Genomic DNA, 14723 nt, shown 5'->3' with positions numbered 1-14723 from the left:
CATGTGGACAAAGTATCATAAGAAGAGAAGGCTCGGCCGTTTCGTTCTTCCGGCGATCGCGATCGCCTTTGTTTCCTATTTCGGCTATCATTGCATCCACGGCGACTACGGTCTGCGTGCGACGGAGATTTTCGAGCGCCAGCGCCTCGTGCGCACCGACGAATTGGCTGTGCTCGTCGCCAAGCGCGAACATCTCGAAAAGGCCGTGTCACTACTAAGTGACGGCTCGCTCGACAAGGACATGCTGGACGAAAAGGCGCGCTATCAGCTGAACTATTCGAAGGCTGACGAAATCGTTATCTTCAATAACTGAAAACGGCGCAAATCGGGCCGCAGGTGCGATTAACTTAAATCTAGTTAATCGCATTTTTTGTTTATTTATCAAATAGATATGTAGAATACGAGGCATGCAATTCTGGCATTGCTGTGGCGTATTTTCTTGCCTATGGTACTCGTCCAGACTGAACGATGCTAATCATAGGGGGAGGGTTGAATGGCGCCGCGAAAAACTGCGTCCGTTTCCAGCCGTAAAACGTCCAAATCAGCCGACAACAAGGGGTTCGTCCAAGGGGCGATCGCCGAGTTCGATCGCGATGCCGAACTGAAGGCATACCGCGACATGCTGCTGATCCGACGCTTTGAAGAGAAGGCCGGCCAGCTTTATGGCATGGGCTTCATTGGCGGGTTCTGTCATCTCTATATCGGCCAGGAAGCCGTCGTCGTCGGCATGCAGATGGCGTTGAAGGATGGCGATCAGGTCATCACCGGTTACCGCGATCACGGCCACATGCTGGCGACCGGCATGTCGTCGCGCGGCGTCATGGCTGAACTCACCGGGCGCCGGGGTGGCTATTCCAAGGGGAAGGGCGGCTCCATGCACATGTTCTCCAAGGAAAAGAACTTCTACGGCGGTCACGGCATCGTGGGTGCGCAGGTGTCTCTTGGCACTGGGCTTGCCTTTGCCAACAGGTATCGCGGCAACGACAACGTCAGCGTTTCCTATTTCGGTGACGGCGCCGCCAACCAGGGCCAGGTCTCCGAAAGCTTCAATATGGCGCAGCTCTGGAAGCTGCCTGCGATCTACGTCATTGAGAACAACCGCTACGCCATGGGAACGTCGACCGCCCGCGCCACCGCGCAGGCCGACTTCTCGCAGCGCGGCGCCTCCTTCGGCATTCGCGGCATCCAGGTGGACGGCATGGACGTTCGCGCCGTGAAGGCGGCCGCTGACGAGGCGGTCGCGCATTGCCGCGGCGGCAACGGCCCGATCATCCTGGAGATGCTGACCTATCGCTATCGCGGTCACTCCATGTCGGACCCGGCTAAATACCGCTCCAAGGACGAAGTGCAGAAGATGCGCTCAGAGTCGGACCCGATCGAGCAGGTTCGCCAGCGGCTCCTGGAAAAGGGCTGGGCGACGGAGGACGATCTGAAGGCAATGGACAAGGACGTCCGCGATATCGTCGCCGACAGCGCGGATTTCGCGCAATCCGATCCGGAGCCGGATGTATCCGAACTCTACACCGACATTCTGCTTTAAATCGGGGAGGGACCACCCATGCCCATCGATATTCTCATGCCCGCCCTCTCTCCGACGATGGAAGAAGGCACGCTTTCCAAATGGCTCAAGAAGGAAGGTGACAAAGTCACCTCCGGCGACGTGATTGCCGAGATCGAAACCGACAAGGCGACGATGGAAGTCGAAGCCGTCGACGAAGGCGTCATCGGTAAACTCCTGGTTCCCGCCGGCACCGAAGGTGTCAAGGTGAACGCGAAGATCGCGGTTCTCCTGCAGGACGGCGAATCCGCCTCCGATATTTCCGCTGCCGCACCGGCACCGACCGCTGCTCCGGTGGCCGAAGCGCCAGCGCCATCGGCACCCGCCGCAGCTTCCGTTCCGGCCGAACCGAAGGCCAATGTCGCGGCCGATCCGGCGATCCCCGCCGGCACCGAAATGGTGTCAACGACGGTCCGCGAAGCGCTCCGCGACGCAATGGCCGAAGAAATGCGCGCCGACGAAAGCGTCTTCGTCATGGGCGAAGAAGTCGCCGAGTACCAGGGCGCCTATAAGGTCACGCAAGGGTTGCTGCAGGAATTCGGCCCCCGCCGCGTGGTCGATACGCCGATCACCGAGCATGGCTTTGCCGGCGTCGGCGTCGGCGCCGCGATGGCGGGTCTGAAGCCGATCGTCGAGTTCATGACCTTCAACTTCGCGATGCAGGCGATCGACCAGATCATCAACTCCGCTGCCAAGACGCTCTACATGTCGGGTGGCCAGATGGGCGCGCCGATCGTTTTCCGTGGGCCCAACGGCGCCGCCGCGCGCGTCGCCGCCCAGCACAGCCAGGACTACGCCGCCTGGTACAGCCAGATCCCGGGCCTAAAGGTGGTCATGCCCTACACGGCGGCCGACGCCAAGGGCCTGCTTAAGGCCGCGATCCGCGATCCGAACCCGGTGATCTTCCTCGAGAACGAAATCCTCTACGGCCAGCATTTCGACGTGCCGAAGCTCGATAACTTCGTGCTGCCGATAGGCAAGGCTCGCATCCATCGCCAAGGCAAGGACGTAACCGTTGTTTCCTTCGGCATTGGCATGACCTATGCCGTGAAGGCGGTGGCTGAGCTCGAAAAGCTGGGCATCGACGTCGAACTGATCGACCTTCGTACGATCCGCCCGATGGACCTTCCGGCCGTCATCGAATCCGTCAAGAAAACCGGGCGTCTCGTCACCGTGGAAGAGGGCTATCCGCAGTCATCCGTCGGCACCGAAATCGCCACCCGCGTCATGCAGCAGGCCTTCGACTATCTCGACGCGCCGATCCTGACGATCGCCGGCAAGGACGTTCCGATGCCCTACGCCGCCAACCTCGAGAAGCTCGCGCTTCCGAACGTCGGTGAAGTCGTCGAGGCGGTCAAAGCCGTCTGCTACAAATAAGGGAGCGCCGCACGATGCCCATCAACATCACAATGCCCGCTCTCTCCCCGACCATGGAAGAAGGCAACCTGGCCAAGTGGCTGGTAAAAGAGGGTGATCAGGTCAAGTCGGGCGACGTGATCGCCGAGATCGAGACCGACAAGGCGACGATGGAAGTCGAAGCCGTCGATGAGGGCACGGTTGCCAAGATCGTCGTTCCCGCTGGCACGGAAGGTGTCAAGGTCAATGCCTTGATCGCCGTTCTTGCTGCCGAAGGTGAAGACGTGTCTGCTGCCGCCAAGGGTGGCAATGGCGCCGCACCCGTCGCCAAGGCCGACCCGGCTCCGGCACCGAAGGCCGAGGCACCTGCAGCGGCTCCGGCTCCCGCGGTCGCCCCTGCTGCCGCGTCGCAGGGTGGCAACCGCGTATTCTCGTCGCCGCTCGCCCGCCGTCTTGCGAAGGATGCCGGCATCGACCTTTCGGCCATCGCTGGCTCCGGCCCCCACGGCCGCGTCGTAAAGAGCGATGTCGAGGCGGCTGCTGCCGGCGGCGGAGCAAAGGCTGCTCCGGCTGCCGCGCCGAGTGCTGCGCCTGCTGCGGCAGCCGCACCAAGCGCTCCGAAGGGCATGTCCGAGGAGGCCGTGCTGAAGCTCTTCGAACCCGGTTCCTACGAGCTCGTGCCGCATGACGGCATGCGCAAGACGATTGCCAAGCGCCTGCAGGAATCCAAGCAGACCATCCCGCACTTCTATGTGTCGCTCGACTGCCAGCTGGACGCGCTGCTGGCGCTGCGCACCCAGCTCAACGACGCCGCGCCGAAGTCGAAGGACGGCGCTCCGGCCTACAAGCTTTCGGTCAACGACATGGTGATCAAGGCGCTGGCGCTCGCGCTTCGCGACGTGCCGGATGCCAACGTTTCCTGGACCGACGTGAACATGGTCAAGCACAAGCATGCGGATGTGGGCGTTGCCGTCTCCATTCCGGGCGGGCTGATCACGCCGATCATCCGAAGCGCGGAGACGAAGACGCTGTCGGCCATCTCCAACGAGATGAAGGATCTCGGCAAGCGGGCCAAGGAACGCAAGCTGAAGCCGGAGGAATATCAGGGCGGCACGACGGCCGTGTCCAACATGGGCATGATGGGCGTCAAGAACTTCGCCGCCGTGGTCAATCCTCCCCATGCGACGATCCTTGCGGTCGGCGCTGGCGAGCAGCGCGTCATCGTCAAGAACGGCCAGATGGTCATCGCCAACATGATGAGCGTCACGCTTTCCACCGACCACCGTTGCGTGGACGGCGCGCTCGGCGCGGAACTCCTGGGCGCCTTCAGGGGCTATATCGAAAACCCGATGGGCATGCTCGTCTGAGCCCTGAACGGACATGGATATGACCAAGACCGTTCTGTGCTACGGCGATTCCTTGACCTGGGGCTATGATGCCGAAACCATCGGCCGGCATGCCTATGAGGACCGCTGGTCGAGCGTTCTGCAAAAGGCGCTCGGCAGTCAGGCTCGGGTTATCGCCGAAGGGCTGAACGGCCGCACGACCGCATTCGACGACCATCTCGCCGACTGCGACCGAAACGGCGCGCGGGTTCTGCCGACGATCCTGCAGACGCATGCGCCGCTCGACCTCATCATCATCCTGCTCGGCACGAACGACATGAAATCGGTCGTCGCCGGGTCCGCTTTCGCGGCCTGTCAGGGTATCGCCCGGCTGGTACGCCTGGTGCGCAACCACGCATGGCCGTTCGACTACGATCCGCCCGATATCCTGATCGTTGCGCCGCCGGTCATAACCGAAACCGCGAACGCGCCGTTTGCGGCATCCTTTCCGGACGGTATTGGGGAATCGGCCAAGCTTGCGACGCTCTACCGCGACCTTGCAGACGAGCTCAACTGCGGCTTCTTCGACGGCGGTTCGGTCGCTGTCACCACGCCGCTCGATGGCATTCATCTCGACGCGGCAAACACCCGGGCGCTCGGACGCGGAGTTGAGTCGATCGTGCGCATGATGCTCGGACTTTGAACACCAAAGAGGCGGCCTCAAGCCTGCGGCGGGCCGCCGAATGAGGGGTAGGAAACAAAATGGCTGAGAATTACGACGTCATCATCATCGGTTCGGGACCCGGCGGCTATGTCGCGGCGGTTCGCGCCGGCCAGTTGGGGCTGAAGACGGCGATCGTCGAGCGCGAGCACCTGGGCGGCATCTGCCTGAACTGGGGCTGCATCCCGACGAAGGCACTGCTGCGCTCGGCTGAAATTCTCGACCATGCCAACCATGCCAAGGATTACGGTCTCGTGCTGGACGGCAAGATGACGGCTGACGTGAAAGCGGTCGTCGCCCGCTCGCGCGGCGTCTCGGCCCGCCTCAACGGCGGCGTCGGCTTCCTCATGAAAAAGAACAAGATCGACGTGATCTGGGGCGAGGCGAAGATCACCAAGCCGGGTGAAATCGTCGTCGGCAAGTCTTCGAAGCCGGTGGTCGAGCCGCAGCATCCGGTGCCGAAGAACGTCAAGGGCGAGGGCACCTACAACGCCAAGCACATCATCATCGCGACGGGCGCCCGTCCTCGCGCACTGCCGGGCATCGAGCCGGACGGCAAGCTGATCTGGACCTATTTCGAAGCGCTGAAGCCGGACGTTTTTCCGAAGTCTCTGATCGTCATGGGATCGGGCGCGATCGGGATCGAGTTCGCGAGCTTCTACCGCTCGATGGGCGTCGACGTCACCGTCGTCGAGGTCATGCCCACGATCATGCCGGTCGAGGACGCCGAGGTGACGGCGATCGCGCGCAAGCAGCTCGAAAAGCGCGGCCTGAAGATATTCACGAGTGCCAAGGTGACGAAGGTCGAGAAGGCTGCCGACAGCGTTACCGCCCATGTCGAAACCGCGGACGGCAAGGTCCAGCAGATCACGGCTGATCGCATGATTTCGGCCGTCGGCGTGCAGGGCAACATCGAAAATCTCGGCCTTGAAGCGGTCGGCGTGAAGACGGACCGCGGGTGCGTGGTGATCGACGGCTACGGCAAGACCAACGTCGCCGGCATCTACGCGATCGGCGACGTCGCCGGCCCGCCGATGCTCGCCCACAAGGCCGAGCATGAGGGCGTCGTCTGCATCGAGAAGATCGCCGGCCTGCCGAACGTCCATGCAACAGATAAGGGCAAGGTTCCGGGCTGCACCTATTGCAATCCGCAGGTCGCGTCCGTCGGGCTTACCGAAGCCAAGGCAAAGGAACTGGGCCGCGACATCCGCGTCGGTCGCTTCTCCTTCGCCGCCAACGGCAAGGCGATCGCGCTTGGCGAGGATCAGGGCCTCTGCAAGGTCATTTTCGACAAGAAGACTGGCGAGCTGCTCGGCGCGCACATGGTCGGCGCGGAAGTCACCGAACTCATCCAGGGCTTCGTCGTCGCGATGAACCTGGAGACGACGGAAGAAGAACTGATGCACACCATCTTCCCGCATCCGACGGTATCCGAAACGATGAAGGAAGCGGTGCTCGACGCCTACGGCCGGGTGCTGAACGCTTGATAGTTTCCTTCGCCGCCCTCTATCTCGGGGGTGGAAAAAACGAAAGGAAATCATCATGTCTATGGATACGCAGACGCTGCTCGTCTTTCTGCTGATCGGTCTGGTCGCGGGGTTCCTCGCAAGTATGCTGGTCGGCGGGGGCGGATTGATCAGCTGCCTGCTGAGCGGCGTAATCGGCGCATTCGTAGGAGGGTTTCTCTTTCACGCGCTCGGAATATCGCTGGGCATCGAGAATGCGCTTGTGGTGCAGATCATCCACGCGACGGTTGGAGCGATCGTCGTCGTGCTGATTGCAAGGGCGATAGCTTAGCGCATCAACGGCGCCAAGCGGTTGTCGGGTAAGATGCGCTTCAATTGGCAACATACGGGGCGAGGCAAGTATGGAAGGCGTAGGTTGGATCGCCGCGATCATCATCGGCGGCTTGGCGGGCTGGCTTGCCGGAAAGCTGATGGATGCGCGCTTCGGCGTTCTTCTCAATATCGTGCTCGGTATCGTCGGATCGGTGGTCACGACGGCAATCCTCGCACAGTTTCATGTCGAGCTGGCCGGTGGCCGGTTCGGCTATTTCATTACGGGTTTTCTCGGCGCGTGCCTTCTGATATTCGTCGCGCGCCTTGTCCGGCGATGAGCCGCAGGAGCGGCGGAAAGTAAGACGTTCATGGTCACGATTCTCGACACGATCAATCCCGAAGCCAAGCGAGTTCGGCATCCGGAAAAGGCGCATCGCCCGGATACCGAAGTCATGCGCAAGCCGGAGTGGATCCGCGTCAAGGCGCCAACCTCGAAGGGCTATCTCGAGACGCGCTCGATCGTGAAGGAGCACAAGCTCGTCACCGTCTGCGAGGAAGCTGGCTGCCCGAACATCGGCGAGTGCTGGGACAAGAAGCACGCCACGTTCATGATCATGGGCGAGATCTGCACGCGCGCCTGCGCTTTCTGCAACGTCGCGACCGGCAAGCCGAACGCGCTGGACATGGCCGAGCCCGAGAATGTAGCCAAGGCCGTCAAGGAAATGGGCCTCTCGCACGTCGTCATCACGTCGGTCGATCGTGACGATCTCGCCGACGGCGGCGCCGAACATTTCGAAAAGGTGATCTGGGCCATCCGCGCGTCGTCGCCGGCGACCACGATCGAAATCCTGACGCCCGACTTCCTGAAGAAGCCGGGCGCGCTCGAACGCGTCGTCGCCGCCAAGCCCGACGTCTTCAATCACAACATGGAAACCGTCCCCGGCAACTACCTGACGGTTCGCCCCGGCGCACGCTATTTCCACTCGATCCGCCTGCTGCAGCGTGTCAAGGAACTGGATCCGACGATGTTCACCAAGTCGGGGATCATGGTGGGCCTCGGCGAGGAGCGCAACGAAGTGCTCCAACTCATGGACGACCTGAGAACCGCCGACGTCGACTTCCTGACCATCGGCCAATATCTGCAGCCGACACGCAAACACCACAAGGTGGAGAAGTTCGTCACGCCCGAGGAGTTCAAGTCCTACGAAACGGTTGCTTATACCAAGGGCTTCCTGATGGTCGCCTCCAGCCCGCTGACCCGCTCTTCGCACCACGCCGGCGACGACTTCGCCCGCCTGAGGGCGGCGAGGGAGAAGAAGCTGCTGGCGGCGGCGGAGTAGCCGAGAGCATATTGTGGGGTTTTGACACCAGCGGTGACACCGTGTGATATTGCCTCGGAAGGAGGCCACGATGGCGACGCTCACAGTTCCAATGCCTGACCCGATGCGAACTTGGATCGAGCGCCAGACGCAGTCGGGCCGCTACCCGGACGCCGGGGAGTATGTGCGCGACTTGATCCGCCGAGATCAGGAGCGGGAAGCCAAAATCGCTCATATGCAAAAGCTCGTCGACGAAGGTCTAGGAAGCGGCGTCGGCGAGGAAACGATGGACGATATCCTGCGCTCCATGCAAAGCGCTGCGGAATAGTCCGTGTGGTTTATCGGCTGACGCGCCAGGCCGCAGAAGACGTCAGATCGATTTATCGGGAAGGGCGCAGGATATTCGGCAAGGAGCAAGCGGATCGATATCACGCTTACCTGCAGAGCGTTTTCGAGTTGCTGAGCGATAATCCGAAGCTTGCGAGAGAACGCGGAGAAATCGAACCGCCCGTGAGGATGCATCCCTGCGGCTCCCATTTAATCGTCTACAATCAACACGACGAAGGCGGCGTTCTGATCATACGCATTCGTCATCATCGTGAAAATTGGCAATGAATGCCGGATACCGTGCGTGCAGATTTTCCAGCGAAAATCCCGTGGTCAGGTGCGTCGCCTTCTTGATCTTCTTGGCGCGCCCGCTTAACTGCCGATCATGCCGAAGTTCGAGACCCACCATTCCGTTCCGCATTCCGCCGACCAGATGTTCGACCTTGTCGCGGACGTGGAGCAATATCCACAATTCCTGCCGCTCTGCGAAGCGTTGACCGTACGCAGCCGCAAGGAGCGTGACGGCAAGGTCCTGCTGGTTGCCGACATGACGGTTGGCTACAAGGCGATCAAGGAAACCTTTACGACACAGGTACTGCTCAACAAGGCCGAGCATGTGATCGAGGTGAAATACATCGACGGTCCCTTCAAGTACCTCGACAATCGCTGGCGTTTCGAGGAGAAACCGGACGGCGGCTCGAATATACACTTCTTCATCGACTACGAGTTCAAGAGCCGTATCCTCGGGGCGCTGATGGGCTCGATGTTCGATCGCGCCTTCCGCATGTTTTCCGAAGCTTTCGAGACACGCGCCGATCGGATTTACGTCTGAGCGACCTCGATCAGCATGTCGAGCGCGGTCCTGACAGTCGCCAGCCGCACGCCTTCCCGGCCGATGTCCCCGTAGCGCATCTCCCGATGGACCAGACGACCGCTCAGCGATTTCGCCGCCAGATGCACGAGCCCCACGGGCTTTGCCGCCGATCCTCCACCCGGACCGGCAACGCCGGTGACGGCGACCGAGAGATCGGCGTTCGAGCGGTAGAGGGCGCCGTCAGCCATTTGCAGCGCCGTTTCCTTCGACACCGCGCCGAAATCGGCAAGCGTTCGATCGTGAACGCCAAGCATCTCCATCTTGGCCATGTTGCTGTACGTCACGAAGCCACGGTCGACGACGGCTGAAGAGCCGGAGATCTCCGTCAGCGCGCCGGCGATCAAGCCGCCTGTGCAGGATTCCGCCGTCGCTACCCTGAGGCCACGCTGCGCAAAGTCAGTGACGATGCGGCGGGCGAGATCGAGAATATCATCCGGAAAATGCGTCACCGCGCGCTCCTGTAGACGACCGTGGCGGTGGCGATCGCCGCGATCCCCTCCCGGCGGCCGACGAAGCCGATCGTTTCGTTGGTCGTCGCCTTCACCGAACAGCGGTCGATGCTGATCGCCAAATATTCCGACAGCTTTGCCCGCATCGCATCGCGGTGTGGCCCGACCCTTGGGGCTTCGGCGATCAGCGAGACGTCGGCGTTCATGATCGTGCCGCCCCGTTCCCTGACGATCTTTGCGGCGTGCTCGATGAAAATGCGGGAAGGCGCGCCCTTCCACTGCGGATCGGAGGGCGGGAAGTGGTCGCCGATATCGCCGGCGCCGCAGGTTGCGAGCAGCGCGTCGGTCAGCGCGTGGAGCGCGACGTCCGCGTCGGAGTGGCCCTTGAGCTTTTGATCGTGCGCAATAAAGACGCCGCAAAGCGTCACCCCATCGCCCGGTTCGAGTTGGTGAACGTCGTAGCCATTGCCCGTGCGCACATCCGGCAGAAGTGCTGCACTCAGTTTTTCGTCTGCCATGGCGATATCCCGTTTGACCGTGAGTTTGACGTTATCTGGAGTGCCCGCCACCAAGGTTACCGGCAGGCCGGTCCATTCGGCTATGGCTGCATCGTCGGTGAAATCGGTTCGACGCTCGCGCGCGGCCCGTTCGTGAGCTTGAAGAATATCGGCAAAGCGGAAGCACTGCGGTGTCTGCGCGGCATAGAGCCCGGCGCGCGGCACGGTCTCGGTGACAATCCCGGTCTCGCTTGCTCGCTTCAAGGTATCGGCGACGGGGATCGCCGGCAGCACGGCCGGTGCTCCAGCGGCAAGAGCTGCCGCGGCGCGATCGAGCAGGTCGTGGTCGAAGAAGGGACGCACGGCGTCGTGGATGTAGACGTGGCTGATGTCGCTGTCGGTGAGGTGCCGAAGGCCGGCAAGCACCGATTCCTGTCGCGTCGCGCCGCCAAGCGTCGTCTGGATCCGCGATCGCTCTCGCAGGTTAGCAACCGCGTCGTTGAACAGCGCCTCGTCGTCGCGGTGGATCACTACAACGATTCGCGCGGAACCGGGCCATGTCACAAATTTTTCAAGTGTATGGGCAATAACCGGCCTGCCGCCGATGGGGCGGTATTGCTTCGGGCCCTCTTCGGGCGCCCCGGCACGTTCGCCGCGTCCGGCTGCGACGATCACGATTCCGGCGCGCATCGGTTGCGTTGGATGCATTTGCGTCATAAACCCCAGGGAGCAGCCACATTGATGACAGCGGTCTAGCGCCTTGGAAGAGTATTTTCCATACGCAGCCCAAAAAATCGCGGACGTGCCGGAAACCTCTTGGCAAGTCTATGGTGAGTGGCTAAAAATCATGCAAACACGTTTCATGCCTGAAAGATAATCATTTGTCCGTACTCAATCTTGCCGCGCCGTTTTCGATCGGCCCCGTCTCCGTCAGGAACCGTGTCGTGCTCGCGCCCATGTCGGGGGTCACGGACCTGCCGTTCCGCCAGCTTGCCTTGCGCTACGGCGCCGGCCTTGTCGTGACCGAGATGGTGGCGAGCCGCGAACTGGTTCAGGACACGTCCGAATCCTGGGCGAGGCTTAAATGTGCCGGGCTGAAGCCGCACATGGTGCAACTTGCGGGTCGGGAAGCGCATTGGATGGCGGAAGCGGCCAAGATCGCCGCTGACAACGGAGCCGATATCATCGACATCAACATGGGTTGCCCGGCCAAGAAGGTGATCGGCGGCTATTCAGGTTCCGCTCTGATGCGCGATCCCGATCATGCGCTGACGCTGATCGAGGCAACGGTCAGGGCCGTCGATGTGCCCGTGACGTTGAAGATGCGGCTCGGCTGGGACGAACACTCCATCAACGCGCCTTATATCGCAAGGCGGGCGGAGGAGGCGGGAATCCAGCTCGTCACCATCCATGGCCGCACGCGGATGCAGTTCTATGAAGGAAAGGCGGATTGGGATGCTATCGGCGCCGTGCGCGACGTCCTTTCCATTCCGCTCGTCGCCAACGGTGATGTCGATACGGCCGCCGACGCGTTGGAGATTGCACGCCGGTCCGGAGCCGACGCGGTGATGATCGGGCGAGGCTGCCAAGGCCGCCCATGGCACGCCGGCGTGCTGGCGGGGCATCGCGCCCCGAGTGCGGCCGAGATCCCGGAAATCGCGCTCGAGCATTATCGCATGATGCTGGAGTTTTACGGCAACGCTGTCGCCATCCGCCACGCGCGCAAGCACCTCGCCTGGTATCTCGATCGTCACGCGCCTCGGACCCCGGCTGAGGAAAAGTCGGCGATCATGACCTCGAAGGACAGCCACGAGGTCGCCGCGCGCTTTCATTCCGCCCTCAGTTTTGCGGCAGAGGGCGTCGCGCCTGAAAGGGAGGCCGCATGACGGCCGACAATGGATCGCTTTCCCCTGACAACGGCAACGCGGTTGCCATGGCCGTGCTCAACGCCATCCAGAACCCCGTGGTCATGGTCGATGCGGCCGGACTGATCGCGTTTGCCAACTGGGAGGCGGAAGCCTTCTTCGGCGCGAGCGCCTCGCATCTCGCCCGACACAACATTTCGAGCTTCATTCCCTTCGGCAGCCCGCTTCTGGCGCTGATCGAGCAGGTGCGCGAGCGGCGCGGACCGGTCAACGAATATCGCGTCGATCTGAGTTCGCCGCGCCTCGGACAGGAGAAGCTGGTTGACATCTATGTGGCGCCGGTTCCGAACGAGATGGGAGCCGTTGTCGTGGTCTTCCAGGAGCGTTCCATGGCGGATAAGATCGACAGGCAGCTGACGCACAGGGCCGCGGCGCGCTCCGTTACCGGCCTCGCCTCGATGCTGGCGCACGAAATCAAGAACCCGCTCTCCGGCATTCGCGGTGCGGCGCAGCTGCTGGAACAGTCCGCCGGCGACGAGGACCGGGCGTTGACGCGGCTGATCTGCGACGAAACCGACCGGATCGTCTCCCTCGTCGATCGCATGGAGGTGTTTTCGGACGAGCGCCCCATCGACCGCATGCCGGTCAACATCCATTCGGTCCTTGACCACGTGAAGGCTGTGGCAAAGGCCGGCTTTGCCCGCAACATCAAGTTCAGCGAGCTATACGATCCGTCGCTGCCGGCCGTGTTCGCCAACCGCGATCAGCTGGTGCAGATCTTTCTCAATCTCGTCAAGAACGCTGCCGAAGCGCTGGCGCAGCATCCGGACGGCGAGATCCAGCTGACGACGGCCTATCGTCCAGGCATCCGGCTCTCGGTGGCCGGCACGCGGGAAAAGGTATCTCTGCCGCTGGAATTCTGCGTCATCGACAACGGACCCGGCGTTCCCTCGGACCTGCTGCCGCATCTATTCGACCCGTTCATCACGACCAAGACCAACGGGTCCGGACTTGGCCTCGCGCTTGTCGCCAAGATCATCGGCGATCACGGCGGCATCATTGAATGCGACAGCCAAGGTCACCGCACCATCTTCCGCGTCCTGATGCCCGCTTCCAAGGACATCTCGTTCGACGCCGCTCCATCCGAGACTTCCACAGGAAACAGCCGATGACAGCTACCATTCTTGTCGCCGACGACGATGCGGCAATTCGCACCGTCCTCAACCAGGCGCTGAGCCGCGCGGGCTATGATGTACGTATCACATCCAATGCAGCCACGCTCTGGCGCTGGGTTTCCGCCGGCGAGGGGGATCTGGTCGTGACTGACGTCGTCATGCCGGATGAGAATGCTTTTGACCTCTTGCCGCGCATCAAGAAGGCGCGTCCCGACTTGCCGGTACTGGTGATGAGCGCGCAGAACACCTTCATGACGGCGATCAAGGCGTCGGAACGGGGCGCCTACGACTACCTTCCAAAACCATTCGATCTGACCGAACTGATCGCCATCATCGGCCGTGCGCTCGCCGAGCCCAAGCGAAAGCCCGTAAGGCTCGACGACGACATGCAGGACGGCATGCCACTGGTCGGTCGCTCATCGGCGATGCAGGAAATCTACCGCGTACTGGCGCGCCTGATGCAGACCGATCTGACGCTGATGATCACTGGTGAGTCCGGGACCGGCAAGGAACTCGTTGCCCGCGCGCTGCACGACTACGGCAAGCGCCGAAATGGCCCCTTCGTCGCCATCAACATGGCGGCAATCCCGCGCGACCTTATCGAATCTGAACTCTTCGGCCACGAAAAGGGCGCCTTCACCGGCGCGCAGACGCGTTCGACCGGCCGCTTCGAACAGGCGGAAGGCGGGACGCTCTTTCTCGACGAGATCGGCGACATGCCGATGGACGCACAGACGCGGCTCCTGCGCGTCTTGCAGCAGGGCGAATACACAACCGTCGGCGGCCGCACGCCGATCCGGACCGATGTGCGCATCGTCGCTGCGACGAACAAGGATCTGAAACAGGCGATCAACCAGGGTCTTTTCCGCGAAGACCTCTATTACCGCTTGAACGTGGTGCCGCTGCGGCTGCCGCCGCTGCGCGACCGCGCCGAGGATATTCCCGACCTGGTGCGGCATTTTATCCAGCAGGCGGAGAAGGAAGGACTGGGCACCAAGCGATTCGATCAGGAAGCGCTTGATTTGATGAAGGCCTATCCCTGGCCGGGCAACGTCCGTGAATTGGAGAACCTCATCCGCCGGCTCCTGGCCCTCTATCCGCAGGACGTGATCACCCGTGAGATCATCGAGGCTGAACTTCGCTCGGATGTACCCGACAGCCCGATCGAAAAAGGTCAGGTTTCCAATGGCGCTATGACGATCGCGCAGGCGGTCGAGGAGAATATGCGCGTCTATTTCGCAAGCTTCGGCGACGGCCTGCCGCCGCCCGGGCTTTACGACCGGATTCTCACCGAGATGGAGTACCCCCTGATCCTCGCCGCCCTGACTGCAACGCGCGGCAATCAGATCAAGGCCGCCGATCTGCTCGGCCTCAATCGCAACACGTTGCGCAAGAAGATCCGGGAGTTGGGGGTATCGGTCTATCGCAGTACCCGCACCGCTTGACAATGCGGCAAGAGGCGTTGCATTTTCGCCACAA

General features: G+C 61.9%; 17 protein-coding genes. 15 read left to right on the top strand and 2 right to left on the bottom strand.

Annotation, left to right across the window (positions count from 1 at the left end):
- Window position 1: 1 nt before the first annotated feature.
- The 12 genes from AB4048_RS03715 (at window position 2) to AB4048_RS03660 (ending at window position 9216) form a co-directional block, all read left to right on the top strand.
- Window positions 2-313: an FtsB family cell division protein gene (locus tag AB4048_RS03715; protein ID WP_442200702.1), complete on the top strand. Its 312-nt coding sequence runs from the start codon at window positions 2-4 to the stop codon at window positions 311-313.
- Window positions 314-493: 180 nt separating this feature from the next.
- Window positions 494-1540, top strand: coding sequence for a pyruvate dehydrogenase (acetyl-transferring) E1 component subunit alpha (gene pdhA / locus AB4048_RS03710; RefSeq protein WP_442200575.1), 1047 nt, complete (start codon window positions 494-496; stop codon window positions 1538-1540).
- Between the two features lie 18 nt (window positions 1541-1558).
- Window positions 1559-2935, top strand: coding sequence for a pyruvate dehydrogenase complex E1 component subunit beta (locus tag AB4048_RS03705; protein WP_442200574.1), 1377 nt, complete (start codon window positions 1559-1561; stop codon window positions 2933-2935).
- A gap of 14 nt (window positions 2936-2949) precedes the next feature.
- The gene (locus AB4048_RS03700; RefSeq protein ID WP_442200573.1) at window positions 2950-4281 is read left to right on the top strand and encodes a pyruvate dehydrogenase complex dihydrolipoamide acetyltransferase; all 1332 of its coding nucleotides are present in this window, start codon (window positions 2950-2952) and stop codon (window positions 4279-4281) included.
- A 19-nt stretch (window positions 4282-4300) separates the two neighbouring features.
- Window positions 4301-4942 carry an SGNH/GDSL hydrolase family protein gene (locus AB4048_RS03695; protein WP_442200572.1) on the top strand — a complete coding sequence of 214 codons (642 nt, stop codon included), beginning with the start codon at window positions 4301-4303 and terminating at the stop codon, window positions 4940-4942.
- Between the two features lie 59 nt (window positions 4943-5001).
- Window positions 5002-6447 carry a dihydrolipoyl dehydrogenase gene (gene lpdA / locus AB4048_RS03690; RefSeq protein ID WP_442200571.1) on the top strand — a complete coding sequence of 482 codons (1446 nt, stop codon included), beginning with the start codon at window positions 5002-5004 and terminating at the stop codon, window positions 6445-6447.
- A 55-nt stretch (window positions 6448-6502) separates the two neighbouring features.
- Window positions 6503-6757 (top strand): GlsB/YeaQ/YmgE family stress response membrane protein, encoded by a 255-nt coding sequence (locus tag AB4048_RS03685; protein ID WP_442200570.1) that lies wholly within the window; start codon window positions 6503-6505, stop codon window positions 6755-6757.
- A gap of 70 nt (window positions 6758-6827) precedes the next feature.
- A complete protein-coding gene (locus tag AB4048_RS03680) occupies window positions 6828-7076 on the top strand; it encodes a GlsB/YeaQ/YmgE family stress response membrane protein (protein WP_442200569.1) in 249 nt (82 codons plus the stop codon).
- 30 nt (window positions 7077-7106) lie between these two features.
- A complete protein-coding gene (lipA, locus tag AB4048_RS03675; RefSeq protein ID WP_442200568.1) occupies window positions 7107-8078 on the top strand; it encodes a lipoyl synthase in 972 nt (323 codons plus the stop codon).
- A gap of 70 nt (window positions 8079-8148) precedes the next feature.
- Window positions 8149-8385, top strand: coding sequence for a type II toxin-antitoxin system ParD family antitoxin (locus AB4048_RS03670; RefSeq protein WP_442200567.1), 237 nt, complete (start codon window positions 8149-8151; stop codon window positions 8383-8385).
- A 5-nt stretch (window positions 8386-8390) separates the two neighbouring features.
- On the top strand, window positions 8391-8672 hold the full coding sequence (locus AB4048_RS03665) for a type II toxin-antitoxin system RelE/ParE family toxin (RefSeq protein WP_442200566.1): 282 nt from the start codon (window positions 8391-8393) through the stop codon (window positions 8670-8672).
- Window positions 8673-8769: 97 nt separating this feature from the next.
- Complete coding sequence (locus tag AB4048_RS03660) at window positions 8770-9216, top strand: type II toxin-antitoxin system RatA family toxin (RefSeq protein WP_442200565.1); 447 nt, start codon at window positions 8770-8772, stop codon at window positions 9214-9216.
- On the opposite strand, the gene AB4048_RS03655 is transcribed toward AB4048_RS03660, so the two are convergent.
- Complete coding sequence (locus AB4048_RS03655; protein ID WP_442200564.1) at window positions 9207-9707, bottom strand: CinA family protein; 501 nt, start codon at window positions 9705-9707, stop codon at window positions 9207-9209. The genes AB4048_RS03660 and AB4048_RS03655 overlap by 10 nt on opposite strands.
- A complete protein-coding gene (locus AB4048_RS03650; RefSeq protein ID WP_442200563.1) occupies window positions 9704-10921 on the bottom strand; it encodes a bifunctional 2-C-methyl-D-erythritol 4-phosphate cytidylyltransferase/2-C-methyl-D-erythritol 2,4-cyclodiphosphate synthase in 1218 nt (405 codons plus the stop codon). The genes AB4048_RS03655 and AB4048_RS03650 overlap by 4 nt, the downstream gene beginning before the upstream one ends.
- Before the next feature lie 149 nt (window positions 10922-11070).
- Between AB4048_RS03650 and dusB the strand changes: the two genes are divergently transcribed.
- The 3 genes from dusB to ntrC are packed head-to-tail and all read left to right on the top strand — an operon-like array spanning window position 11071 to window position 14689.
- Entirely contained in the window at window positions 11071-12090 is a 1020-nt protein-coding gene (dusB, locus tag AB4048_RS03645) for a tRNA dihydrouridine synthase DusB (RefSeq protein WP_442200701.1), read from the top strand.
- The gene (locus tag AB4048_RS03640) at window positions 12087-13241 is read left to right on the top strand and encodes a two-component system sensor histidine kinase NtrB (RefSeq protein ID WP_442200562.1); all 1155 of its coding nucleotides are present in this window, start codon (window positions 12087-12089) and stop codon (window positions 13239-13241) included. The genes dusB and AB4048_RS03640 overlap by 4 nt, the downstream gene beginning before the upstream one ends.
- Entirely contained in the window at window positions 13238-14689 is a 1452-nt protein-coding gene (gene ntrC / locus AB4048_RS03635; RefSeq protein ID WP_442200561.1) for a nitrogen regulation protein NR(I), read from the top strand. Before AB4048_RS03640 ends, ntrC begins: the two co-directional genes overlap by 4 nt.
- The last annotated feature ends 34 nt before the right edge of the window (window positions 14690-14723 follow it).

Source organism: Rhizobium sp. RAF56 (genome assembly GCF_052113965.1).
Taxonomy (GTDB): domain Bacteria; phylum Pseudomonadota; class Alphaproteobacteria; order Rhizobiales; family Rhizobiaceae; genus Rhizobium.
This window is presented reverse-complemented; position numbering and strand designations above follow the sequence as displayed.

Bases quoted from the DNA above. Each gene is read 5' to 3' on its own strand.
- AB4048_RS03680 (WP_442200569.1), top strand. From the start codon at position 6,828: ATGGAAGGCGTAGGTTGGATCGCCGCGATCATCATCGGCGGCTTGGCG.
- lipA (WP_442200568.1), top strand. From the start codon at position 7,107: ATGGTCACGATTCTCGACACGATCAATCCCGAAGCCAAGCGAGTTCGG.
- AB4048_RS03670 (WP_442200567.1), top strand. From the start codon at position 8,149: ATGGCGACGCTCACAGTTCCAATGCCTGACCCGATGCGAACTTGGATC.
- AB4048_RS03705 (WP_442200574.1), top strand. From the start codon at position 1,559: ATGCCCATCGATATTCTCATGCCCGCCCTCTCTCCGACGATGGAAGAA.
- AB4048_RS03700 (WP_442200573.1), top strand. From the start codon at position 2,950: ATGCCCATCAACATCACAATGCCCGCTCTCTCCCCGACCATGGAAGAA.
- lpdA (WP_442200571.1), top strand. From the start codon at position 5,002: ATGGCTGAGAATTACGACGTCATCATCATCGGTTCGGGACCCGGCGGC.
- pdhA (WP_442200575.1), top strand. From the start codon at position 494: ATGGCGCCGCGAAAAACTGCGTCCGTTTCCAGCCGTAAAACGTCCAAA.
- AB4048_RS03685 (WP_442200570.1), top strand. From the start codon at position 6,503: ATGTCTATGGATACGCAGACGCTGCTCGTCTTTCTGCTGATCGGTCTG.
- AB4048_RS03640 (WP_442200562.1), top strand. From the start codon at position 12,087: ATGACGGCCGACAATGGATCGCTTTCCCCTGACAACGGCAACGCGGTT.
- ntrC (WP_442200561.1), top strand. From the start codon at position 13,238: ATGACAGCTACCATTCTTGTCGCCGACGACGATGCGGCAATTCGCACC.
- AB4048_RS03650 (WP_442200563.1), bottom strand. From the start codon at position 10,921: ATGACGCAAATGCATCCAACGCAACCGATGCGCGCCGGAATCGTGATC.
- AB4048_RS03660 (WP_442200565.1), top strand. From the start codon at position 8,770: ATGCCGAAGTTCGAGACCCACCATTCCGTTCCGCATTCCGCCGACCAG.
- AB4048_RS03695 (WP_442200572.1), top strand. From the start codon at position 4,301: ATGACCAAGACCGTTCTGTGCTACGGCGATTCCTTGACCTGGGGCTAT.
- AB4048_RS03715 (WP_442200702.1), top strand. From the start codon at position 2: ATGTGGACAAAGTATCATAAGAAGAGAAGGCTCGGCCGTTTCGTTCTT.